We start from the raw sequence: 22,077 nt of genomic DNA on the forward strand, positions 1-22,077 counted from the left end.
CTCCGCCTTGCACGAAGCCTTGCTGCAGCCCATTCTGGAGCATATGGAGGCAGGCGTGACTGTCTACGGGTTGGATGGACGCATCCCTTTTTTCAAAGAGGCAGCCAAACGCTTTGGCATGTCCGAGCCCATAGACTTGCATGAACGAACGTACGGCTCCTATTCGTTTTACCATCCCGACGGCAGCACTCCCGTATCGTTTGCGGAGTTGCCGTCTGTTCGCGTGTTGCACCAAGAAAATGTCTACAATCAGGAGATTTGGGTACAGCCGCCCGGAAAAGCTGTCTCCATCCTCGTCGCCAACGGCAAGCTGCTGTACGCTTCCAGCGGGGAGCCTGTCGGGGCCTTGATCGTCACGCACGACATTACGGAGCGCAAGTGGGCCCAGCAGCGGCTGGAGGTGAGCGAGCAGCGCTACAAGTCGCTGTTTGAGCACAACCCGGACATCGTCTGCTGGCTGGATCTGTCCGGCCGGTTTTTGAACGTCAATCCGGCTTTCGAGAGCGTGACGGGCTACACGATGAGCGATCTGCGCAACCAGTCCTTCCAGCGGCTTTTGAACCGGGAAGGCGTCCGACGCGTCCTCTCCATGTCCCGCACGATTCAGCAGGGCGCATCGGATAACTACGATATTTCCGCCTTTCATCAAAACGGCACGCAAATCGAGCTGAACGTCACCGTCGTTCCCATCGTGGTCAGCCAAAACGTGGTCGGATATTTTGTCATTGCCAAGGACATTACGGAGCGCAAGCAGACAGAAGAGACAGGGCAGATCGTCCCGATCGGTCGCTGGGTGCTGGAAATGGCCTGCCAGCAATGCGTGAAGTGGCAGCAGCAAGGCTTGCCGCCCGTTCGCCTCGCCGTCAACTTGTCCATGCGCCAGCTTCAGGACAAGCAGTTGGTGCCGATGGTCCAGCAAATTTTGCAAAAAACCGGGCTGCATCCGCGCTATCTGGAGTTGGAGATTACGGAGAGCATCGCCATGCACAGGCTCGATGCCGTCATCCCGCGTCTGCAAACGCTACAGGCAATGGGCATCCAGATTTCCATTGATGACTTTGGCACGGGCTACAGCTCGCTCAGTTGCTTGCAGCTTTTGCCGATCAACTCCTTGAAGATCGACCAGTCGTTTATGCGCAACATGACGGACTCGTCGTCTCACATGCCGATCGTGACCGCCATCGCGGCCATGGCGCACAGCCTGCAGCTCTCGCTCGTGGCCGAAGGCGTCGAGACGGCGAAGCAGCTCGCTTTTTTGCGTTCGCTTGGCTGCCTGACGGTGCAGGGCTATTTTTTCAGCAAGCCCGTTCCGGCGGATGAACGAGAAGCTGCTGGCGGGCAATTAGCGCTACCAGTTTTGATAGCTGGCTTTGTTCTTTGATTTCTCATACACCCACTCGTCTATGGCCCGCTTCGAGAAGCGGTAAATCCCATTGATTTGAATCGCTGGAAGCTGCTTGTCTTCCAGCAATTTGGACAGCACCTGATCGGTTATTCCCAAATAGACAGCGACTTCATCCGCGTTCATGATTTGCTTTTCTACTGAATGCACAGACTGGTTCAGATCATTCAGTCGATTGTCGAAGGACGTGAGGGCAGTCGCAATCTCTGCCGTATTGTGGGTGGCTGAATCAGCATAGGCAGAAATACTTCTGGTAGCGTCGGCAATCATCCACGCGCCGACCAGCATGACGAGACTTACGATCAGGACTGCTCTTGTCATCGGTTCTTTCATCATTCTCCCTCCCTTTCTCAATTGTAACAGAAAAAGGAAAAAGACCAGCACATCTATCCTGTGCCGGTCTTTCTTTTGACGCTATGCTATCACCTGAACTTGCCGCCCTGTAACCTGCACCCGGCCTTCCGCCAGCATGCCGATGACTTCCACCAGCAGCCCGTGCTCCACCTCGTGGATGCGCGCTGCCAGCGTCTCGGCCGTGTCGTTGTCATGCACTGCTACGGGAACCTGGGCGATGATCGGACCCGTATCGAGACCGGCATCGACCAGATGGACCGTTACCCCCGTTATCTTTACCCCGTAAGCGAGTGCCTGGCCGATCGCGTCCTTGCCTGGAAAAGCAGGCAAGAGCGACGGATGCAGGTTGATGATTTTTCCTTCGTAAGCGGACAGCAGCGTCTCTCCTACCAACCGCATGTAGCCTGCCAGCACGACCAGAGAAATCTCGCGCTTTTGCAGCTCTGCGACAATCTCCGCTTCAAACGCTGCCTTGCTGGCATACTCCTTCGGTTGGAACACAAAAGCTTCGATTCCCAAACGTTCGGCGCGCTCCAGCACCTTCGCCTGCGGCTTGTCGCAGACGAGCAGGGCGACTTCCACGCCCGGCAGCCGTCCTGCCTGAACAGCCTGCGCGATCGCTTCGAAGTTGGAGCCGCTGCCTGAGGCGAAAATGGCCAGCTTTCTCACCATTCCACCCCGTTGTACACGACTTTGCGCTCACCCGCCTGAATGTTTCCGATCAGGTACGGCTGCTCGCCGAGCTCTTGCAGCTTTTCCATGACGCTCACCGCATCCGCTTCCTTCACGACCAAGATCATGCCGATGCCCATGTTGAACGTTTTGTACATGTCCGGGAAGGAAATGTTTCCGGCTTCCTGTACGAGCGAAAAGATCGGCAGAACAGGCCAGGAGCCGACGTTGATGACCGCTTGCGTGTTTTCCGGGAGCACGCGCGGGATGTTTTCCGTAAAGCCGCCGCCTGTGATGTGAGCCAAAGCCTTGACTTCATGCGATTCCAGCACAGCCAGTACTTGCTTCACGTAGATGCGGGTCGGCGTCAGCAGTTCCTCGCCGAGCTTTTTGCCGAGGACGTCTACATGGTCGTGCAAAGACATGCCCTTGTCGGCCAAAAGCACCTTGCGCACGAGCGAGAAGCCGTTGCTGTGCACGCCGCTCGACGCCAGCCCGATCAGCACGTCGCCTGCTGCTACGTTCGCACCCGTAATCATTTTGCTCTCGTCGACAACCCCTACGGTAAATCCGGCGATGTCGTATTCGCCCTCAGCGTACATGCCTGGCATTTCCGCCGTCTCCCCGCCGATCAGCGAGCAACCGGACTGGGCGCAGCCTTCTGCGATCCCGCTTACGATCGCTTCGATTTTTTCCGGGATCACCTTGTCTACTGCCAGGTAGTCGAGGAAAAAGAGCGGCTCCGCGCCCTGCACCACGACGTCGTTGACGCACATCGCGACGGCGTCGATCCCGATCGTGTCGTGTTTGTCCATGGCAAAAGCCAGCTTCAGCTTGGTGCCTACCCCATCGGTACCCGATACCAGAATCGGCTTTTCGTATTTTTTCGTGTCCAGACGGAACAACGCTCCGAAGCCGCCCAAATCGGTCAGCACTTCGGGGCGGAATGTCCGCTTCACGTGTTTTTTCATGCGTTCGACGGCTTCGTTCCCCGCGTCGATGTCGACACCCGCTTGTTTATATGCTTCACTCATCGTTTCTCCCCCTTACAAGAGGTTGCTTGTATTAGCACTTGGACGCTGGTAGCGCCTCTTCAAATTCAATCTCGGTCGGATACTCTCCGGTAAAGCAGGCGAGGCAATGCCCTTTGTTCGGAGCGGAATCCTGGCGGCCAATCGCTTCGATCATGCCTTCTACAGACAGGAAGGCCAAGGAATCGGCTTCAATGATCTGGCGAATTTCCTCTACCGATTTGGTCGCGGCAATCAGTTCGTCACGCGTGGAGGTGTCGATGCCGTAAAAGCACGAGTTCATGACAGGCGGAGAGCTGATGCGCACGTGTACTTCCTTGGCGCCAGCCTCGCGCAGCATGCGGACAATGCGGTTGCTCGTCGTGCCGCGCACGATGGAATCGTCAATCATGACGACGCGCTTGCCTTCGACTACTTTGCGAACCGCCGACAGCTTGAGGTACACCGCGCGCTCGCGCAGCTCCTGGCTCGGCTGGATGAACGTCCGGCCTACATAACGGTTTTTGATTAAGCCGATCTCGTACGGAATGCCTGTCGCTTCCGCAAAGCCGATCGCGGCGGAAATGCTGGAGTCCGGCACGCCTGTGACTACATCGGCGTCAATTGCCGATTCCAGAGCGAGCTGCTTGCCCAGCCGTTTGCGGGCCATGTGGACGTTGATGCCGTCGATGTCGCTGTCCGGGCGGGCGAAGTAAATGTATTCGAACGTACAGATCGAGCGTTGTGTCGTCTCGGTGTGCTTCGTCTCGGTGATGCCGTCCTGGTCGATGACGATCATTTCCCCTGGCTGCACGTCGCGCCAATACTCGGCACCGATGATGTCAAACGCACAGGTTTCGGAGGCGACTGTCACCGCGTCGCCCAGTCGGCCGAGCGACAGCGGACGCAGGCCGTTCGGATCGAGTGCGATCACGAGCTGCTTCTCGTTCATGACGAGCAGCGCATACGCGCCCTTGATGTGCTGCAACGCGTCTTTTACCGCACCTGGCAGGTCGCGGCGCTCGGAGCGTGCGATCAGATGCGCGATCACCTCGGTGTCGCTGGTCGTCTGGAAAATCGACCCTTTTGCTTCCAGCTCTTTGCGCAGGACGGCCGCATTGACGAGGTTACCGTTATGGGCAACAGCCATGCTGCCTTGCGCGTAGCGGAAAAACAGCGGCTGGGCATTTTCAATCTTGCTGGAGCCGGCAGTCGTATAGCGGGTGTGGCCGATGGCGATGTGACCGCGGAATTTTTCCAGGTCGCCTTTGCCAAACGCTTCCGATACAAGCCCCATTCCGCGGTGCTTATACCACTTCTCGCCGTCGGAGGCGCAGATACCTGCGCTCTCCTGACCGCGATGCTGAAGGGCGTGCAGACCGAGATAAGTCAGTTGGGATGCTTCCTTATGGTTGTAGATGCCAAAGACGCCGCATTCTTCGTTAAGTTTGTCCCAGATTACCCGATCAAACATGGAATCGCATCCTTCCAGGCTGCTTTCACCTCTTGAATCGAAGCGTTGATCGCTTCTGCACCGTTCACGTTCACTACCAGACGATCGCCGCCGATCGTACCGATTTTTTCAGCCGGTACGCCATGCTCACCTGCCAATGCGAGGATCGCTTCCGCCTGCTCAGGGCTTGCGCTGAGCAAAATGCGGGATTGGGATTCGCTGAACAACAGTACATCGCTTCGCAGTTCGGAGCTAAGCTCGACTTGAGCGCCGATGCCTTTGCCGAAGCAAGACTCTGCCAGAGCCACGCCGAGACCGCCTTCGGACAGGTCGTGAGCGGAGTTGACCAAGCCTTTGCGGATCGCTGTGAGCACGAGCTTTTGTACAGCGGCTTCCTTGTTCAGATCAATTTGCGGAGGACGGCCGGAGATGGAGCCTGTTGCGAGCTTTTGATACTCGCTGCCGCCCAGCTCTGCGAACGTTTCGCCGAGCAGGATGATCGCGTCGCCTTCGTTTTTGAAGTCTTGGGTCGTAATATGGTCAACATCGGTAATCAGACCGACCATGCCGACGGTTGGAGTCGGATAGATCGCGTCACCGCTGCGTTCGTTGTAAAAAGATACGTTGCCGCCGATCACAGGCGCGTCGAGTGCCACGCACGCCTCGCTCATGCCTTCGCACGCTTTCTCGAACTGCCAGAACACTTCCGGCTTTTCCGGGCTGCCGAAGTTGAGGCAGTCGGTGATCGCCAGCGGCTCGGCACCGGAGCAGACCACGTTGCGAGCGGATTCCGCTACAGCGATGGCGCCGCCCACTTTTGGATCGAGGTAGACGTAGCGTCCGTTGCAATCTGTCGTCATGGCAAGCGCCTTGCGCGTACCGCGCACCATGACAACCGCCGCGTCAGAGCCAGGCTTGACCGCTGTGTTTGCCCGCACGATGTGGTCGTATTGCTCGTACACCCACGCCTTGTTGGCAACAGTCGGCTGTGCCAGAATGCTTTTCAGCGTCTCGTTCAAATCTTTCGGCTCCTGGATGGCAGCGAGCACGTCTACATTCGCGTTTGCCTCGTAGTAAGCAGGTACTGCGGATGGACGGTGGTAGACAGGCGCGTCATCAGCCAGGCTGTTTACTGGCACTTCTGCCACGACTTCGCCTTTGTGCAGCAGGCGCAGCTTGCTGTCTTCCGTTACTTTGCCCACGACAGCGGACGCCAAGCCCCACTTGTCAAAAATAGCAATGGCTTCTGCTTCCTTGCCTTTTTCCACGACGACGAGCATGCGCTCCTGGGACTCGGACAGCATCATCTCGTAAGCGGACATTCCCGCTTCACGCTGTGGCACGAGGTCGAGGTTCATCTCGATTCCGTTTCCTGCCTTGGACGCCATCTCGGAGCTGGAGCTGGTCAAGCCAGCCGCGCCCATGTCCTGAATCCCGACGACGATTCCTGTGTCGATCAACTCCAGGCACGCTTCAAGCAAAAGTTTTTCCATGAACGGGTCGCCCACTTGTACCGCCGGACGCTTTTTCTCCGATTCCTCTGTCAGCTCCTCGGACGCAAACGTTGCGCCGTGAATCCCGTCGCGGCCTGTGCTTGCGCCGACGTAGATGACAGGGTTGCCGATACCGGAGGCTACCCCTTTTTGAATTTTTTCGTGGTCGATGAGGCCCACGCACATCGCATTGACGAGCGGGTTGCCTTCATACGTAGGGTCGAAGTTCACTTCTCCGCCCACGGTAGGAATCCCGATGCAGTTTCCGTAACCGGCGATACCAGCCACCACGTGTTCAAACAAATATTTGACGCGCGGCGTTTTCAGCTCCCCGAAGCGAAGCGAGTTGAGCAGGGCGATTGGACGCGCGCCCATGGAAAACACGTCGCGGATAATGCCGCCCACGCCAGTCGCTGCGCCCTGGTACGGCTCGATAGCAGACGGGTGGTTGTGGCTTTCGATTTTGAAAACAACTGCCTGATTGTCGCCGATGTCCACGATCCCTGCGCCTTCGCCTGGACCTTGCAGCACGCGAGGACCTTTTGTCGGGAACTTGCGCAGGACAGGCTTGGAGTTTTTGTAGGAGCAGTGCTCAGACCACATCACGCTGTACAGACCTGTCTCTGTCCAGTTCGGCTGGCGTCCCAAAATATTGACAACACGTTGGTATTCTTCGTCAGTCAGCCCGATTTCGCGATAGAGCTTCTGATCGGCAATTTGTTCTGCGGTCGGTTCTTTATGCGTGAGTTGTGACACTGTTTTGTTCCCTCCACGTCTTCAGGATCGAGGTAAACATGCGGCGTCCGTCATCGGAAGTCATCCATTTGTGGACAGCGCGCTCAGGGTGAGGCATCATGCCGAGCACATTGCCGCGCTCGTTGCAAATGCCTGCAATATCGTCAATCGAACCATTCGGGTTCTCGCCGCTGTAGCGGAATACGATCTGCTTGCCTGCTTTCAGCTTCGCAAGCGTCTCTTCATCACAGTAGTAGTTTCCTTCGCCGTGTGCGATCGGAATCTGAATTTCTTCCCCGGCCGCGTAGTCGCGGGTAAACGGGGTGTCGTTGTTGTCTACGCGCAGGCCGGACAGCTTGCAGGCGAATTTGAGGGAACGGTTGCGCAAAAGCGCTCCTGGCAACAGCCCTACCTCCGTGAGAATTTGGAAGCCGTTACAGATTCCCATCACCAGCTTGCCTTCCTCCGCTGCCTTGACCACCTGCTCCATGACAGGCGAAAAGCGAGCGACCGCGCCACAGCGCAAATAGTCTCCATAGGAGAAACCGCCCGGCAAAAGAATCACGTCATACCCGGACAAATCTGTCTCGGAATGCCATACGTAATCGACCGGCACTCCCATTACGTCTTCAACTGCGTTATACAAATCTACGTCGGCATTGGAGCCTGGAAAGACGATAACCGCTACTCGCATGTCCTTAGCCCTCCACGATTTCAAAGCGATAGTCTTCAACCACCGTATTGGCCAACAGCTTTTCGCACATCTCACGTACACGCTCTTCTGCCTGCGCACGGTCCGCTGAGTTCAGCGTAAGCTCCATGTACTTCCCGATCCGCGCATTGTTTACTTCGTCAAAACCAAGGGTGTGCAGAGCCCCTTTTACAGCGTGGCCTTGCGGGTCCAAAACGCTCTCGCGCAGCGTTACATAAACAACAGCTTTAAACATGTACGTCTCCTCCCAGTCTCTTCAGCATTTCTTGGTACGCCTCTTCTACATTGCCCAAATCGCGACGGAAGCGGTCTTTGTCCAGCTTCTCTTTTGTTACCGAGTCCCAGAAACGGCATGTGTCCGGGGATATTTCATCGGCGAGGAGAATCTCCCCGTCCGGTGTTCTTCCAAATTCCAGTTTGAAATCGACCAGGGTGATGTTGCGCTCGGCCAGGTAAGGCACGAGAACCTCGTTTACAGCCAGCCCCATGCGCTCAAGCGTAGCCAGGTCACTTTCGCTCGCAATTCCCAACACTTTGATATGGGACGGGTTCACCAACGGGTCGCCCAATGCGTCGTCCTTGTAGTAAAACTCGACAACCGGCTGCGGGAGAACAGTGCCTTCTTCCATGCCAAGGCGTTTGGCAAGCGAGCCAGCCGCGATATTGCGAACAACGACCTCCAAAGGAATGATCTCCACTTTGCGGACAACCTGCTCGGTTGCGGACAGCAGGCGGACAAAATGGTTGTCGATGCCTTTCTCCTTTAGCATGGTGAAAAAGATAGCGGTAATGCGGTTGTTCAGCTCACCTTTTCCGGTGATTTGCGCCCGCTTCTCTCCGTTGAATGCTGTTGCGTCGTCTTTATACTCTACCCAGTATTGCTCAGGCTCAGATGTCCGATAAATACGTTTCGCCTTACCTTCGTAGAGTTGTTCCTGTTTTTCCACTGTAGGAGTCACCTTCCCAGATAAAAAGGTTGAGTTGCGATTAATTCACGAACGATTCAACTACATTAAAACACAAACATACGCATTTATCAACGAAAAAAGCGTGAACAGACTTCGACAAACGTTCGGAAATTGTTGCATAATCGGATGTTAAACTTTCGTTAACATTCGTTTACGCGTTATTCATATCAGTTTTACATCCCGTTCTATGCGGCCGTTCCCCGTCGCTGGAAGAGCCGCTCATGCTTTTTTCCGCAGCCTGTCCCCCGTTTTCCCGCTGCCGGAAGACCCTTTTGCCGTCTTTGTGTTACACTGTTTTTGGTACAACCTACACGTGAAAGAAGGAATATCAGATGTTTCCCTTTGAAGTATCTTTTCCTACCCATATCTACTTCGGCATGGGCGAACTTGCGCGTTTGGGCCAGGCAGCGAAAACTCTCGGCAACAAGGCGCTTCTCGTCACGGGTGGCAGCGCAGCCAAGCGCACGGGGCTTCTCGACCGCGCGATTACGCTTTTGCAAGAAGCGCAAGTAGCCTTTGCTCTCTTTGACAAAATCGAACCGAATCCGCGCACGGCTACCGTCGATGCCGGGGCAGCGCTCGCCCGGAAAGAACAGTGCGACTTCGTGCTGGCGCTCGGCGGCGGCTCGGTCATGGATGCTGCCAAAGCGATTGCAGCCGCAGCGCTTTCCGGCCGTCCGATCTACGACTACATGCGCGGCAATCCGAGCGGCACAGGCAAATGGCTGGTACCTGTGCAGGAGGCGCTCCCTCTCCTGACGGTTCCGACAGTAGCCGCTACCGGATCGGAAGCGAACAACATCAGCGTCCTGACCCATTGGGAGACGCACGAAAAATCTTCCATCAACGGCCCGGCTCTCTTCCCGAAAATCGCCATTCTCGACCCGTCCATCACCTTTACGGTTCCTGCGCGCGTCACAGCGGAAGCTTGCGCAGATATTTTTTCCCATCTGTTTGAAACCTATCTCATCAGCGCGGACAAAACAAACGTGCAGGACGGGATTACCGAAACGCTCATCCGGCTTGTCGCCGAGCATTCCCTCACAGCCATTCATGAGCCGGATCACGAGGAAGCCCGCTCCACTCTGCTATGGGCGAGCACGCTGGGCATCAGTCCGTTCGCAAACGCCGGACGCGGCGCAGGCATGCCTCTGCACGGCATCGAGCACCCGCTGAGCGGAATATACGACATGGCCCACGGTCGCGGCCTGGCGATTTTGTCCATCCCTTACTTCGAGCAGGTTATTTTGCCGCTTCGCCCGGAACGGCTGGCGCGCATGGGCCGTCACTGCTTCGGCGTCACCGCGGAAGACGAAGGCGCTGCAGCGCGCGCGACTATCGCCGCTGTTTCACGCTGGTACGAAAGCATGGGCATCACCGAACGACTCTCCGACTTCGGCGTGACCGAGGACGCCTTGCCGAAAATGGCCGAAGAAGCCGTCACCATCGGCGGACGCGGCGCAGGCTACCTGGCCAGCGCCAAAAAGCTGAACGCAGATGACGTCATCGCCATCTATCGAGCGTGCTTGTAAACGTCGAACATACTGGCAAGCCCGCTCTTTCCTGTGCGATAATACGATTAATAAAAATTTTTTTACTATATGGAGGTCGTACATATGGCAGATCCACGTATCAACGAACTGGCCAGCCGTCTCGTCCGCTACTCTCTCAACCTGCAAAAAGGGGAAAAGGTCCTGATCGAAAACACTGGCCTGCAACCCGAGCTTGTACGCGCACTCGTCCGCGAATCGTTTGCGGTCGGCGCTCTGCCGCTCGTGACGCTGAAAGACCAGGAAGTTTTGCGCGCGCTCTACCAGGGCACCAGTGAAGAACACATGGCCTTAATGGCGAAGTACGAATACGAGCGGATGAAAGACATGGACGCGTACATCGCGATCCGCGCTTACGAGAACATCAACGAGTTCGCCGACGTTCCGGAAGACAAGATGGGCATTTATTCCCGCATCCTGTACCAGCCTGTGCATACAAACGAACGCGTGCCAAACAAGCGCTGGGTCGTTCTGCGCTACCCGAACAAATCGATGGCGCAACTGTCCAACATGAGCCTGGAAGGCTTCGAGGACTTCTATTTCTCCGTGTGCAACCTGGACTACGCGAAAATGTCCCAGGCCATGACTCCGCTGAAAGAGCTGATGGAGCGCACCGACCGCGTCCGCATCGTCGGACCGAAAACAGACCTGCGCTTTTCCATCAAAGGCATCAACGCGGTCAAATGCGACGGCAAACGCAACATTCCGGACGGCGAAGTGTACACAGCGCCTGTCCGCGACTCTGTAGAGGGCACCATCTACTACAACGCGGCTTCCAACTACCACGGCATTTCCTTTACCGATGTCCAGTTCACCTTCAAGCAAGGAAAAATCGTGGAAGCGACCAGCTCCAACACCAAAGCGCTGAATGACATTCTCGACACGGATGAAGGCGCTCGCTACATTGGGGAGTTTGCAATCGGCTTCAATCCGCACATTCTCCACCCGATGCTCGACATCCTGTTCGACGAGAAGATCGCAGGCAGCTTCCACTTCACGCCTGGCAACGCCTACACAGTAGCAGACAACGGAAACCGTTCCTCTGTCCACTGGGATCTGGTACAAATCCAGCGCCCTGAATACGGCGGCGGCGAAATCTGGTTCGACGACGTGCTCATCCGCAAAGACGGCCGCTTCGTCCTGCCGGAGCTGGAAGGCTTGAACCCGGAAAATCTGGTGTAGGGCCATACCGTATAGCACGTCTGGCACGAAGAATGGATAGGCTTCAGAGAGCATCTGAAACCCTATCCATTTTTTCATGCTCATATCTATTGAAAAATCATTATTTTAAAATTTACAAAAAATCCCTAAAAATTTATGCAAAATTTTTTATAACATGCTACATTCAATACGGCAACCAAATCTACGAAGAAAGGAAGCGACTTTTTATGAAATGCAAACTCGAAACGTTCCCCCCTTATCGCATTGCGTATATGCGGCGAGTCGGTCCATACGGTCCTGCCAATGTGGAAGTAATGGAGGAGCTTAAAAAATGGGCGAGGAAGAACCAGCTTCTGGATTCGGCTATCCTGTTTGCCATTCCACAAGACAACCCACAGACAACCGCACCTGAGCGCTGCCGCTTTGATGCTTGCATCGTGCTCTCCGAAAATGCCCAGTTGGACGCTGCCGATTCAGCTATCCGCGAAGGCGAGCTTGCCGGCGGGAATTACCTCGTTTTCGAAGTGAAGCATACAGCAGAGGACATCCAGCGGGCGTATACAGAAATTTTTCCTGCTCTCCACAGCAACGGCTACACGATGGACGATAAACCCATTCTGGAAAAATATACGGGCGATCTCACGACCAATCCTTATTGCGAAATATGTGTGCCTGTTAAGGTGTGATAGACCAGTCTGGCGGCATGGCAATACTTGCGGGATAACGTTGCCGGCATGACACGACATGGCGCGGCGTGACGACCGGCCGGCAGAAAGTTCATCTCCAGCTTTTTCTCGCTTGACGCAAAAAATACAATAAGGATAAGACACGTTTTGGGGAAATGGGGGCTATCCATGAACAAATCAGACCGCCTGCTGGCCATTGTGCTGGAGCTTCAGCGCAAGCGCACCTTGCGAGCGGAAGATTTGGCCGCGACATTCGAAACGAGTGTGCGGACCATTTACCACGATATGCAGGCGCTGAGCGAAGCTGGGGTCCCCGTCGTCGGCTCGCCCGGGCAAGGCTACTCGCTGATGGAAGGCTTTTTTCTGCCGCCCGTTCGCTTTACGGTCGAAGAAGCCGTCGCGCTGCTGATTGGCGCAGACCTGGTCGAGCAGGCGTTTGGCAAAAATTACGGTCACAGCGCCCGCGGCGTCGAGCGCAAAGTCGAAGCGATTCTGTCACCGGAATTTATCCGGGAAGTAGAGCGAATTCGCTCGACCTTTCGCCTGCTCGACATCGGAGAAGCCAACCAGCGCGAACAGGAAAAACAATACGCCTAACTGCTCCACGAAGCCATCCTGCATCGCCGCAAGGTCCGCTTTCGCTATCGCAAAACCATCCCGGAAGCGGACGGAAACCGCGAGAGCGTGCGCGACGTGGCTCCCTACGGGCTTGTGTTGGTGCGGGGCGTGTGGACTTTGCTTGCCTTTTGCGATCTGCGTCAGGACATTCGCAGGTTCCGCCTGTCCCGGATGGGCGGGCTGACCATGCTCGCAGACAGCTTTGACCTGCCGGAGCACTTTTCGTTTGACGATTACAAGCCTCCCGATGACCGCACACTCGAAGTCCGCTTGCTCATCCCGCCAGCGATAGCCGATCAGGTGCTGGAAGCAAAGTCCTTTTATATAGAAGAAATGGCCGATCATCCGGACGGCGTGCTGGTCACGCTGCGCGTCCGGCAGCTTGAGGAAATATCGTCCTGGGTACTGGGACTCGGGGCCAATGCCTTTGTTCTGGAACCGGAATCGCTGCGCCAAAAAATTCGCGAGGAAGCGGAAAAAATGCTCAAACGCTACTGACATACTGCTGTCAGTAGCGTTTTTGTATGCTAGGGCTAAGCAAATGAAGAGGAGCTGATTTTTTCATGAATCCAGTCGAAATCGTACGCAATCTGGAAAAGGTAACTGCTCATTACTTGCAAGAGCTGGAAGCATTCAGCATGGAGCAACTGCACAAAAAGCCGAGCGAGGACGAGTGGTCGTTGGGGCAAATGTACGTGCACCTGATCCAGACGGCCTTGCACATGCAAATCCCCAACATCGAAAAATGCCAGGCAGGCGGTCCGGAAGTTAACATGCCGGGTTCCGAGATGGGGGAGATCGGGAAAGGAATTTTTGCCCAAGGCTCTCTGCCGCCGATTCGCATCAAAATTCCTGCCTCGCCCGAATACACACCTGCCCAGCCTGCGAGCAAGGAACAACTGGTCAACGGCATGCAGGCTGTGCTTGAGCGCATGCACGCGCTGGCGCCGACGGTGGACGATATCCCGGCCCACCACAAAGTCGAGCACCCTGGCTTCGGCCCGCTCGCTGCCAAAGAATGGTTTGCGCTAGTCGAGATGCACTATCGCCACCATCTGCACCAATTGAACAGGCTGAAAGGCTAGCTTTTTTCCCCGAACAGGCCAGCGAGCTTCTGGTAGGTCGGCGGAAACTCTGCCTGATAGCGCAGGAAGGACGGGATCGGATAGCGTATCCCGCCTTTTTGCGTGGCGGCCAATCCCTCCACCAGCTCGGCTGCGTCGCGAAAATGAAAGCTGAACGCCATCTCGTGGTCCTGCGTCTGGGCAAACAGCCGATCCCCGTAACAGGGGACGATCACTTGCGGCTGTCCGGTCTGGATCGGCTTGATCGCGATATCCGCACAGTCCGCCCGGCTGGAAAAAGTGGAAGGAATCGAGCCGCCGCGCTTGTAGAGCATCCCCGCCACCAGCCGCATCACCTGTGCCGCGTTTCCGTAAATGACGACCACATCCGGCTCGACCTGCGCCCGCTCCAACGGGTACGACACGTAGTAGCCGCTTTCCTCCGCCGAAAATTTCGGGACATCCGCCTCGCTTTTCGCTCCCGTCTCCAGCGAATCCGTGTACATCCCGCAGGCGAGATGGCCCTCGGTGTAGTACGCAGGCTGTTCCTCGTAGCCGAACGCCACCTGCGCGATCGGACAGGACAGGTCTGCCCCGTTCATGGCAATACTCCAGCCATAACGCCGCGAAAAGCCGACCGCCTGGCAAATCGTGATCGGATACCCCAAGTCCCGCTGCGGCCGCTTTGCCTTTGACGGCAATGCCGCTTCCTCGCGCATGATCGAAACGCCCACGGGAAACGTTTCCGTCCGCACATACGTCTGAATAGCCTCGTTCAGCTCCAGGGCGGTAATCGTACTCGTACTCATAGCGCTCTCCTCCTCGAATAAACAAACTCGCCTCGCGCAAAAATATCCGTACACAGAATTTTTCGTCTTTTCTATACCTATGTCCTGTCTGTCCGCCCTATTTCTTTGCAAGCTTACAACTTCGTAAGGTAGTGGAAAGGAAAATCAATATCTCTCCATCCCGATTCCTGTTAGGATAAAAAAAGATTACGCAACAGGCACGGAGGCTTGACCGATGAAAAAACTGGCAACATTTTTACTCGCGACGACGATCCTGGCGTTGTTTATCATAGGCTGTTCCAAGCCCAGCACGCCCGAACAGGTGCAGGGGCTGGGAAAAGAAGAAGCGGCGCAAATCGCTGCGGCCGCTGTCCGTCAATATTACCACGTTTCCGTAGATACCGCCGACCGGGAGATTACGCTCGAAGACCCTGCCAAGCTGATTGATGCCGCCACTGGCGAGCCGATCTACAAAGGAGTGCCCGTTCACGCCCTGCTTCGCGGCGAGCCGAAAAGCGGCGATATTTCCGGCTACCACGCGATTATCGAGCCAAAGACGAAGCAGCTTCTCTCGCTCTCGATTGACGTGATCGGCAAGGACGGCGAAAAAGCGACGAAAACAATCGCCGAAGCGGAGCTGGAAAAAGCCGCAGCCGACTTCGTTCGCTCGCAAAACTTGCTGGCAACGGCAAACTTTCAGCTCATTCGGACGTCAGAGCCGACGGACAATGACCTCAAGCGCTACTTTTACTATTCAGACGGCCACAACTCCATCGCGATTGGCGTAGACACTGCGTTGAAGCAGGTCGTCACTTTCACCTATGACTGATAGACTCGACCGACCGCCTCTCATGTAGTGCCAGACACAGCGTCTCTGGCCAAGACCCTATTTAACGGACATAGTAAACCCTGGGCAACAAGCTGGTGACGGTACCCACCTGGAGCCAGCTTGTTTCATTAACGTTACAATAGTCTTACATTGAACAATGTATAAACGAAAAAAGCAAAAGTTTTTGGATTTCCGGGAGAAATATATACCCAACCGGATTTTTATGGTAAAGTGAAATAAAATACATTTTTTGGAAGAAGGGAGACTCAGTGAGGTGTCGCTTTCACTAGGTGCACTAATTAGCAGTCATCGTAGTCGACGCAATCTAACACTAGCAGACCTTTCGGAAATGTCGGGAGTCAGTAAAAGTACCATATCGCTAATTGAAACAGGAGAAACCAAGCGTCCCAGCTATGCCACTTGGAGAAAGATAGCGGAGGCAATCGATATAGCACCTAGCGTCATCATTAACGCATTTGTAGACACTACTCATCATCCTAGAACATTAGAGCTCATTCTCGCAGAGGTTATCACCGAAGGATGGGAAGCTCTTGTCTCCAAAGTTGCTACGCATTATTTAGAGTCACCCAAGGTCGATACATTTAGAGCGTTAGATCATATCGACCGTACTGCCAGGGATACGGAGAACAAACGAATAAAACGCATTTTGTGGGATACGATTATTAATTTCACAAGAAGCAGGGGAATACCCTCATATCTGGCAAACGCCTTGTATGAAAGGTATTTGATTGAGCGTGACGACTTCGCTCGTTTCGAGGAAACATATCGACGTGGGAAGGAACTGCTTCTCTATGTCGAGCATCTCTATGTTGAAGATCGAATCGACTACTATTATAAAATGGGTGTTCACGCCAACATACTCGACTTACACGACGAAAGTATCGATTTATGCAGGCTCGGTTTACGAGAGGATCGGTCAGATAGCAGACCTAAAGCATCTGCATATATCTCCTTGTTTAACTCGTGTATTTATTTTGGAGACTTCCATATTGCTGACATCTACCTAAAAGAGTACGAAAACAGCAAATATGCTGATTTCCGAAAGAATCATTTTCGCGCTACTTTGCTTGCGAAAAAAGGGCAGCATGAGGACGCAATCAGTTTGTTCAACGTCTGTTTAAACGAGACTGACAGAGAAGGGCGTATCTCCATCGTCGTTGACCTCATGGAATCGTATTTGCAGGCCGGAAAGACAGACGATCTCATGCTCTTGCTCGAAACGGAGGATCAGTTTCTGCCAGAGAAGATGCCGCAGCATCCGTACCGAATTAAGACACTGGCCCAATACTACAGACGCAAGGCGCTGTGCCTAATCTCCATGGAGAAATATGATCAGGGTTTTCATAGCCTGATCGAAAGTATCAAGTATTACAAGCACATAGGCATAACGACAGAGGTCATCGAAGGCATCCGACTTTTCCTGCGCCATCATCGAACCAACAATAAAAATTTAACCTTTGAACACATGGAGTTAATCGAAAACATATGTGATAATATTTTGTAACATATAGAAGGAGGAGAGTTTAATGCAGAAGCTACTAGTGGTTTTTGCTCTTGTGGTGTTCTTTTCCTCGCCTGTAGTATCGGAAGCGTGTGATCCGAAGTCGGAGCCTTATCGAGTTGAACCTGATTGGTAAAATGTCGTGAAAGGAGAGGGAAGAAAATTCCTTCTCCTTTTTATTTCTCAATATTACAAGCGAAAAAATGTCCATTCCAAAGAGGACACTTTACTCAGGCAACGGGACTTTTCCACTAGCTCCCACTGTATTTTTCCTCGATTTCTTCTTTCATTTCCTGATACGTCTTGTTGGTGAGGTTCACCAAGTAATCGGTAAGCTCCTCTTTCGATTGCGCGGCTAACGCTTCCCTGGCCTGTCTTTGCTTCGTAAAATACTCCTTGGCCTGATGGCCGATCTTGCCGCTTGCCGCCAAATACTCGATTGCAGTCCCGAGGTTCAGGCTCTCCCGCCAGCTTTTGTCGTACCAGTCCCGGTTGTAGGCGTCGATCCACTTGCGGCGGTCGATCAGCACCGCGCCTACTTCCGTCAGGGCGTCCCGCTTCCACTGCTCCCACTTCTGGGCGATTTCTTTTGCCCGCTCCAGCTCTCTTTTGAATTGCTCGCGGTTCGTCACGTTGGCATACAAGCCTTCCGATGCCTGGGCAATCGCCTTCAGTTGCTTCTGCCCTTCGGCGTTCACGTCAAAGCCGATCACGTTTAAGAGCGGCATGATTTGCGACTGGGACAGATCTTTGGCTACGGCCACCGGATCGCCGCCGCAAGTCTCGATGCCATCGCTGACCAGGTAGATGACGTTCGTGTTTTTATCTGCCGAAAACGCGGCCAAATCTTGCTGGGCAAGCTTGAGAGAATGGGCGATCGACGTCCAGCCAGTCGGCTCAAACAGCGCAAGCGCCTGATCCAGCCGCTTCGGCTCGTACGATTGCAGCGGATAGACCAGATCGCTGCTGGAGCAGGAGAGCTGTCTGTCCCCATCGGCATTGCTCCCTTTATGTCCATAGACGCGCAGCGAAATGTTTGCTTCCTCCGGGAGTGATTCGGCAAATTCCTTGATCGCTTCCTTGGCCAGTTGCATTTTGGTTTTGTCTCCCATTTTGCCAGCCATGCTGCCGCTCGCGTCCAAAATGATTTCGACGTTAAAATGCTCCCGAAACTGAAACCGCGCATCCCCGATGTCCGGGCTTCCGAACGAAGCCATTTTCCAGCGATCCACAACCATCTGCGGACTGAGGTAGTCCTCGGAGAACAAACCGAGCAACTGATTCCAGTACAGTTGCAAATACGCCTCGTCCATCCCGTCCACCACGGTAGGCATTTTGTCGAGAATAGCCGAGATGGCAGGCCGATGCGGGTGTTGGGCGAGGTAAAAATGCGTACCCGCCAACTGCCCGGGCTGCTCCGCGATCAACTCCTGCGTGCTTTGCGGCCATTTCACCTCGCCTACTCGCGGCCCTGCTCCAGATGCGCCAAGGGTGCAGCCGCACAGCAGCAGGGCTATCATCAAGCTGTTTACCAGGCCAAGCATTCGCCTGTACGTACCGTGCATTCGGTCATAGCCTCCTTGTCGTGTGTATGTTCTGCATCATCGGATATGACGAGATGAACCGTTTTTGCTTTTACAGCGTGATGGAACTGAGAAAAAGGCCCCCTGCCGCATGGAGAAAGCCAATCTGTCTGCTCGATCCCGTCTGGTACACTTCCTCCTCGTGCTTTGGGTCAGGCATGAAGGAAAAGTCAAATGTAGTGGAGCGGAAGCGGACAGAGGTCTGCACCTGGATGCGCTCATCCGCGGTGACGACAATTTGCGAGCCGGGCACTGTGGCGTGATTGGCCTCCAGTATCGTGACGACGACATCCCGCAGCTTCGGAGCCGCTTGTGCCAAACCTGTCTGCACGTAGAACAGCAGCTCCACGTTTGCCGGCAGCCAGCTTGAGAGCACCTGGTCAATCGCTTCGTACCGCACCTCGCTCCTGGCCCAGTCCGGATGGCTCGCGCGGATGGAAGCCTCCGCCTGATCCACGAACGGCTTGATGTAAGCCTCGTCCTTCAAGCGCATAGGAGATTGATCGTAGCGAGCAAGCGCCTTTTCCATCTCGTCGTAGATCGGCTTGACCGCCGCCAACGCCGCTTGCTGCGCACTGTCTGACGCCTGCTCCTTGACGACGAAAACAGTCGAGAGGTTAAACAGCGCCATGAACAGGACGAGCATGATGAGCATGAAGATCGTAAGCGTAAAAATCGTGACATTCCCTCGTTCATTCCGCAAAAACGCAAGCCAGTCTCTCATCTAGTGAACCACCCTGCTCGTAATCTCGCGCTGAAACGAAATCGTCTTGTCTGCTTCATCCATGTTCCGCGTCAAAATATCCGGCAAAAAGGCGATTTCCAGGTTCGCGCCGATCATGACCTTGAAATACCCGTCACTTGTCGACTCGATGTACGACTCCCCTTTATTGAAGCCGATACCGCCGCCCGCTCCGGCGAGCACTTTTTCCGCCGCAGCGAGCGCACTGGACTCGCTCCCCGTAATGGCGAATACTTTTGCCGCCTCATTGGCAGCCGATTGTGCAGCGATTACCCCGTACACGCCGATCAAAAATTGCCAGCATACGAGCATGATGAGAAAAAGCAGCGGCAAAATCCCGAGAAACTCAATCGTGACCGAGCCTTTTTCATCAGACAGCGCACGCGCCAGCTTCCCTGCGTCCCTCGCGTCGGCGCGCCCCTGTCTTGCGCCCGGCATCACCCACTGCCTGGGCGTACGGTTAAACAGACGCATGTTTCTTCCGGAGAAAAGCCAGATGATTTTTTTTCATGAACGGCAGCCCGATCGCCAAAATGACTAGCTGGATCGGAAAATCTCCCCGGTAAATGGCGCCGATGATCGTCGCAGGCACAATCAAGGCGTAAAAGTAAAGCAGCATGAAATTCCAAAAACGCTGCCAGTTTTTCTCCTGCTTGGACATGTCATTTCCCCCTCCATGCTTTTTCGCTTGGCGCCAAGCTTTACCGCTTCACTTCTTTGCGGCGTGCGTACTCCATGCCAGACTGTTCAATATAGGGCAGCGCAAACCAGAAAAGCAGCAACGGATAAGGAATCGTCTCCCCCACTATCATGAGCAGGCAGCAGAGCGGCAGGAGCACGCCGTACAAAACAATCGCGATCCCGTTCCAAAACCGCTGCCTCTTCGCTTCTTTTGTCGTCAAGCCGTGTCCCTCCTCCCAGTATCCACGCTCTCCGCGTTCGCTGACTCGCTCATCCATTTGTGCGTGTACATCGTCAGCATCACCGCCATGAGCGGAAAGAAAATGACATTCAAGAGCAATTGCGTAAAGAAAACTGCGCCAAAGCTGGTCGTAATGTACGTGACCGTAAACAGCCCGATCACGCTGATGGCCCACTCGATGGCGCTAATCAGCAGAATCACGCCAAGGATGGAGAAAAAGTGCTTTTTCCCCAGCGCAAACGCCTTTTTCCAGCACTGCTGCACCGGCTGTTTTTTGATGACAGTCAAGTACGGGGTCAAGTAAAACAGCACGAGGATGACCACCCCTGGCACCACAAACAGCAGCATGCCAAACGACACTGCAAGCACGTAGACGATCCCGAAGACAAACACGGCAAAGCTTTGATCCAAAAACGTGCGCAGTGCCTGGCGAATCGGCCGCTCCTCTCCCGCAAGCTCGCTTTGCACATACTGGGCAAACGGAAGCTGAACGACCGACAAAAACACGAGCAGCAAAAACATGTTGAAAAAGGCTGACACCACCTGCCCGCCTGTCAAGGCAGCGATAAAGTGGATATAGTTGACGGTAAAATTGTGAATGAGCAAAAAAGGCAGAACGACGACTGCTGACAAGAGCAGCATGGACTCGATGTTGCGCGTGTAAAACAGGAAGCTTTCTTTGATCGGATGCTTCACTCTGACTCATTCCCATCTAACGTTTTGGCGACCAGTCACAGCCAGCGTCAGGCGCTAGGCAAACAGTTTGAACAGCTTGCGGCCCCATTTCGCCAGCTTGCTGCCTACCCACAGAACGCCGCCGACCGAGACAAGCACGACAGCGACCGTCTGTCCTCCGGGAATCATCGCGGCGATGACGCCGGCATCCATGAGCGTGCTGCCGAAACTGCCTGTTCCGTCGATAGCATAGTCGATGCGTTCATCCTGGCTGTTGCTTGAATCAAACGCATCCTGGAAGTTCGTGAAGGTGTCGATGCTGTCAAACACGAGACTGATCCCCGCCGTTGCGACGTTCAAGCCTTTGACCAGCCCTGTCACTTGCAGGCCGCTTGCCGTGTCTTTGATGAACTTGAAATTCATCCAGGCGGAAGCAGCGTCGAAGCCGTCGACAGGCAAGCCGCTCACCCAGTCGAAGGAAGTGTCCTTGAGATGGATGTCGATTGCCTTGACGCCCAACTCGACGAGGAACAGGCTGCGCATGTTGGCAAAAGTAGCCGGGTCTACATTTCCTTCCGCGAGATCAGCCGCCATGCCGAGGCTGCCGCCGAACACGCTGTTGATCGACCAGTTGACATAGTCGTATGCTTTGGAATCGCCTTTGCCGGAAAAGCTGCCCGGTGTGACGCTGCCTGGCTGCGTATTTCCAGGAGTCAAGCTGCCCGGACGGGTATCTCCCGGATTGACGTTCCCCGGTTGGGTATCACCGGGATTGACGCTTCCCGGCTGGAAAGCTCCCGGGTTCACATTGCCCGGCGTGACGTTGCCAGGCTGCACATTGCCAGGTCGTGTGTTTCCTGTATCCAGACTCCCCGGCTGGATCTCGCCGGGCGAAATCTCTCCTATTTCCCACTGAAAACTACCGGGCTGTATGTCATTTGGCGAAATATTTCCCGGCCCGATCTCTCCCGGCTGGACTGCGCCTGGACGCACGTCCCCAGGCGCCAAAGATTCTGCATGCACAAAAGCTGCAAAGGGGAAGAGATTCATCACCAGAATGAACAGGGCCACGATCGCTGCCCAGTTCGTGCGTCTTACATGACGATTCACAGCATTCACCCCGATTTCATTAGTCCCT

23 protein-coding genes and 1 pseudogene are annotated in these 22,077 nt (G+C 54.7%); 8 read left to right on the forward strand and 16 right to left on the reverse strand.

The window, feature by feature from the left end:
• Positions 1 to 55: 55 nt before the first annotated feature.
• Positions 56 to 1,381 carry a sensor domain-containing protein gene (locus tag BA6348_RS25600; protein WP_242507414.1) on the forward strand — a complete coding sequence of 442 codons (1,326 nt, stop codon included), beginning with the start codon at positions 56 to 58 and terminating at the stop codon, positions 1,379 to 1,381.
• On the opposite strand, the gene BA6348_RS25605 is transcribed toward BA6348_RS25600, so the two are convergent.
• From BA6348_RS25605 to purC, 8 genes are all read right to left on the reverse strand, one after another.
• On the reverse strand, positions 1,349 to 1,735 hold the full coding sequence (locus tag BA6348_RS25605) for a helix-turn-helix domain-containing protein (RefSeq protein WP_005826765.1): 387 nt from the start codon (positions 1,733 to 1,735) through the stop codon (positions 1,349 to 1,351). The genes BA6348_RS25600 and BA6348_RS25605 overlap by 33 nt on opposite strands.
• Before the next feature lie 81 nt (positions 1,736 to 1,816).
• Positions 1,817 to 2,428, reverse strand: a complete 612-nt coding sequence (gene purN / locus BA6348_RS25610) for a phosphoribosylglycinamide formyltransferase (RefSeq protein ID WP_005826763.1) — start codon at positions 2,426 to 2,428, stop codon at positions 1,817 to 1,819.
• A complete protein-coding gene (gene purM, locus BA6348_RS25615; protein WP_005826762.1) occupies positions 2,422 to 3,462 on the reverse strand; it encodes a phosphoribosylformylglycinamidine cyclo-ligase in 1,041 nt (346 codons plus the stop codon). The genes purN and purM overlap by 7 nt, the downstream gene beginning before the upstream one ends.
• A 31-nt stretch (positions 3,463 to 3,493) precedes the next feature.
• Positions 3,494 to 4,912: an amidophosphoribosyltransferase gene (gene purF, locus BA6348_RS25620; RefSeq protein WP_005826760.1), complete on the reverse strand. Its 1,419-nt coding sequence runs from the start codon at positions 4,910 to 4,912 to the stop codon at positions 3,494 to 3,496.
• Complete coding sequence (gene purL, locus BA6348_RS25625; protein WP_026558322.1) at positions 4,897 to 7,140, reverse strand: phosphoribosylformylglycinamidine synthase subunit PurL; 2,244 nt, start codon at positions 7,138 to 7,140, stop codon at positions 4,897 to 4,899. Before purL ends, purF begins: the two co-directional genes overlap by 16 nt.
• The gene (gene purQ / locus BA6348_RS25630; RefSeq protein WP_005826757.1) at positions 7,121 to 7,813 is read right to left on the reverse strand and encodes a phosphoribosylformylglycinamidine synthase subunit PurQ; all 693 of its coding nucleotides are present in this window, start codon (positions 7,811 to 7,813) and stop codon (positions 7,121 to 7,123) included. Before purQ ends, purL begins: the two co-directional genes overlap by 20 nt.
• Before the next feature lie 4 nt (positions 7,814 to 7,817).
• Entirely contained in the window at positions 7,818 to 8,066 is a 249-nt protein-coding gene (purS, locus tag BA6348_RS25635; protein WP_026558323.1) for a phosphoribosylformylglycinamidine synthase subunit PurS, read from the reverse strand.
• Entirely contained in the window at positions 8,059 to 8,778 is a 720-nt protein-coding gene (purC, locus tag BA6348_RS25640; protein WP_005826753.1) for a phosphoribosylaminoimidazolesuccinocarboxamide synthase, read from the reverse strand. The genes purS and purC overlap by 8 nt, the downstream gene beginning before the upstream one ends.
• 353 nt (positions 8,779 to 9,131) lie before the next feature.
• Between purC and BA6348_RS25645 the strand changes: the two genes are divergently transcribed.
• The 5 genes and pseudogenes from BA6348_RS25645 to BA6348_RS25665 all read left to right on the forward strand — a co-directional run bounded on the left by BA6348_RS25645 (position 9,132) and on the right by BA6348_RS25665 (position 13,899).
• Positions 9,132 to 10,331, forward strand: a complete 1,200-nt coding sequence (locus tag BA6348_RS25645) for an iron-containing alcohol dehydrogenase (RefSeq protein ID WP_007787141.1) — start codon at positions 9,132 to 9,134, stop codon at positions 10,329 to 10,331.
• Positions 10,332 to 10,415: 84 nt separating this feature from the next.
• Positions 10,416 to 11,531, forward strand: a complete 1,116-nt coding sequence (locus tag BA6348_RS25650; RefSeq protein WP_122953203.1) for an aminopeptidase — start codon at positions 10,416 to 10,418, stop codon at positions 11,529 to 11,531.
• A gap of 206 nt (positions 11,532 to 11,737) precedes the next feature.
• Entirely contained in the window at positions 11,738 to 12,196 is a 459-nt protein-coding gene (locus BA6348_RS25655; RefSeq protein WP_026558325.1) for an AraC family transcriptional regulator, read from the forward strand.
• Positions 12,197 to 12,364: 168 nt separating this feature from the next.
• Positions 12,365 to 13,312 (forward strand): annotated as a pseudogene (locus BA6348_RS25660) (helix-turn-helix transcriptional regulator).
• A gap of 65 nt (positions 13,313 to 13,377) precedes the next feature.
• Positions 13,378 to 13,899: a DinB family protein gene (locus BA6348_RS25665; RefSeq protein ID WP_122953202.1), complete on the forward strand. Its 522-nt coding sequence runs from the start codon at positions 13,378 to 13,380 to the stop codon at positions 13,897 to 13,899.
• Here the strand turns inward: BA6348_RS25665 and BA6348_RS25670 are convergent.
• Positions 13,896 to 14,687: a DUF169 domain-containing protein gene (locus BA6348_RS25670; RefSeq protein ID WP_005826744.1), complete on the reverse strand. Its 792-nt coding sequence runs from the start codon at positions 14,685 to 14,687 to the stop codon at positions 13,896 to 13,898. The two genes, BA6348_RS25665 and BA6348_RS25670, sit on opposite strands and share 4 nt — an antisense overlap.
• Positions 14,688 to 14,901: 214 nt before the next feature.
• Here BA6348_RS25670 and BA6348_RS25675 point away from each other — a divergent pair, with 214 nt between their 5' ends.
• Complete coding sequence (locus BA6348_RS25675) at positions 14,902 to 15,495, forward strand: hypothetical protein (protein WP_005826742.1); 594 nt, start codon at positions 14,902 to 14,904, stop codon at positions 15,493 to 15,495.
• A gap of 274 nt (positions 15,496 to 15,769) precedes the next feature.
• The gene (locus BA6348_RS25680; RefSeq protein WP_007787131.1) at positions 15,770 to 17,020 is read left to right on the forward strand and encodes a helix-turn-helix domain-containing protein; all 1,251 of its coding nucleotides are present in this window, start codon (positions 15,770 to 15,772) and stop codon (positions 17,018 to 17,020) included.
• 248 nt (positions 17,021 to 17,268) lie between these two features.
• Here the strand turns inward: BA6348_RS25680 and BA6348_RS25685 are convergent, their stop codons facing one another.
• From BA6348_RS25685 to BA6348_RS25715, 7 genes are all read right to left on the reverse strand, one after another.
• Positions 17,269 to 18,582 carry a VWA domain-containing protein gene (locus BA6348_RS25685; protein ID WP_026558328.1) on the reverse strand — a complete coding sequence of 438 codons (1,314 nt, stop codon included), beginning with the start codon at positions 18,580 to 18,582 and terminating at the stop codon, positions 17,269 to 17,271.
• Positions 18,583 to 18,652: 70 nt separating this feature from the next.
• A complete protein-coding gene (locus BA6348_RS25690) occupies positions 18,653 to 19,324 on the reverse strand; it encodes a TadE/TadG family type IV pilus assembly protein (RefSeq protein WP_005826737.1) in 672 nt (223 codons plus the stop codon).
• Positions 19,325 to 19,816, reverse strand: coding sequence for a TadE/TadG family type IV pilus assembly protein (locus tag BA6348_RS25695; RefSeq protein WP_007787123.1), 492 nt, complete (start codon positions 19,814 to 19,816; stop codon positions 19,325 to 19,327). It abuts the gene before it with no gap.
• On the reverse strand, positions 19,803 to 20,003 hold the full coding sequence (locus BA6348_RS25700) for a hypothetical protein (RefSeq protein WP_005826733.1): 201 nt from the start codon (positions 20,001 to 20,003) through the stop codon (positions 19,803 to 19,805). The genes BA6348_RS25695 and BA6348_RS25700 overlap by 14 nt, the downstream gene beginning before the upstream one ends.
• Positions 20,004 to 20,043: 40 nt before the next feature.
• Positions 20,044 to 20,244: a hypothetical protein gene (locus BA6348_RS25705; protein ID WP_005826732.1), complete on the reverse strand. Its 201-nt coding sequence runs from the start codon at positions 20,242 to 20,244 to the stop codon at positions 20,044 to 20,046.
• Complete coding sequence (locus tag BA6348_RS25710) at positions 20,241 to 20,960, reverse strand: hypothetical protein (protein ID WP_005826730.1); 720 nt, start codon at positions 20,958 to 20,960, stop codon at positions 20,241 to 20,243. The genes BA6348_RS25705 and BA6348_RS25710 overlap by 4 nt, the downstream gene beginning before the upstream one ends.
• A 54-nt stretch (positions 20,961 to 21,014) precedes the next feature.
• Entirely contained in the window at positions 21,015 to 22,049 is a 1,035-nt protein-coding gene (locus tag BA6348_RS25715) for a hypothetical protein (RefSeq protein ID WP_005826728.1), read from the reverse strand.
• Positions 22,050 to 22,077 lie beyond the last annotated feature (28 nt).

It is taken from the genome of Brevibacillus agri, assembly GCF_004117055.1.
GTDB lineage: Bacteria > Bacillota > Bacilli > Brevibacillales > Brevibacillaceae > Brevibacillus > Brevibacillus agri.

What these genes read in the sequence shown, in the direction of transcription:
- BA6348_RS25685 (WP_026558328.1), bottom strand. Translation starts at nt 18,582, where the DNA reads ATGCACGGTACGTACAGGCGAATGCTTGGCCTGGTAAACAGCTTGATG.
- BA6348_RS25665 (WP_122953202.1), top strand. Translation starts at nt 13,378, where the DNA reads ATGAATCCAGTCGAAATCGTACGCAATCTGGAAAAGGTAACTGCTCAT.
- purQ (WP_005826757.1), bottom strand. Translation starts at nt 7,813, where the DNA reads ATGCGAGTAGCGGTTATCGTCTTTCCAGGCTCCAATGCCGACGTAGAT.
- purM (WP_005826762.1), bottom strand. Translation starts at nt 3,462, where the DNA reads ATGAGTGAAGCATATAAACAAGCGGGTGTCGACATCGACGCGGGGAAC.
- BA6348_RS25670 (WP_005826744.1), bottom strand. Translation starts at nt 14,687, where the DNA reads ATGAGTACGAGTACGATTACCGCCCTGGAGCTGAACGAGGCTATTCAG.
- BA6348_RS25605 (WP_005826765.1), bottom strand. Translation starts at nt 1,735, where the DNA reads ATGAAAGAACCGATGACAAGAGCAGTCCTGATCGTAAGTCTCGTCATG.
- BA6348_RS25695 (WP_007787123.1), bottom strand. Translation starts at nt 19,816, where the DNA reads ATGCGTCTGTTTAACCGTACGCCCAGGCAGTGGGTGATGCCGGGCGCA.
- purN (WP_005826763.1), bottom strand. Translation starts at nt 2,428, where the DNA reads ATGGTGAGAAAGCTGGCCATTTTCGCCTCAGGCAGCGGCTCCAACTTC.
- BA6348_RS25690 (WP_005826737.1), bottom strand. Translation starts at nt 19,324, where the DNA reads ATGAGAGACTGGCTTGCGTTTTTGCGGAATGAACGAGGGAATGTCACG.
- purS (WP_026558323.1), bottom strand. Translation starts at nt 8,066, where the DNA reads ATGTTTAAAGCTGTTGTTTATGTAACGCTGCGCGAGAGCGTTTTGGAC.
- BA6348_RS25650 (WP_122953203.1), top strand. Translation starts at nt 10,416, where the DNA reads ATGGCAGATCCACGTATCAACGAACTGGCCAGCCGTCTCGTCCGCTAC.
- BA6348_RS25675 (WP_005826742.1), top strand. Translation starts at nt 14,902, where the DNA reads ATGAAAAAACTGGCAACATTTTTACTCGCGACGACGATCCTGGCGTTG.
- purF (WP_005826760.1), bottom strand. Translation starts at nt 4,912, where the DNA reads ATGTTTGATCGGGTAATCTGGGACAAACTTAACGAAGAATGCGGCGTC.
- BA6348_RS25700 (WP_005826733.1), bottom strand. Translation starts at nt 20,003, where the DNA reads ATGTCCAAGCAGGAGAAAAACTGGCAGCGTTTTTGGAATTTCATGCTG.
- BA6348_RS25645 (WP_007787141.1), top strand. Translation starts at nt 9,132, where the DNA reads ATGTTTCCCTTTGAAGTATCTTTTCCTACCCATATCTACTTCGGCATG.
- BA6348_RS25655 (WP_026558325.1), top strand. Translation starts at nt 11,738, where the DNA reads ATGAAATGCAAACTCGAAACGTTCCCCCCTTATCGCATTGCGTATATG.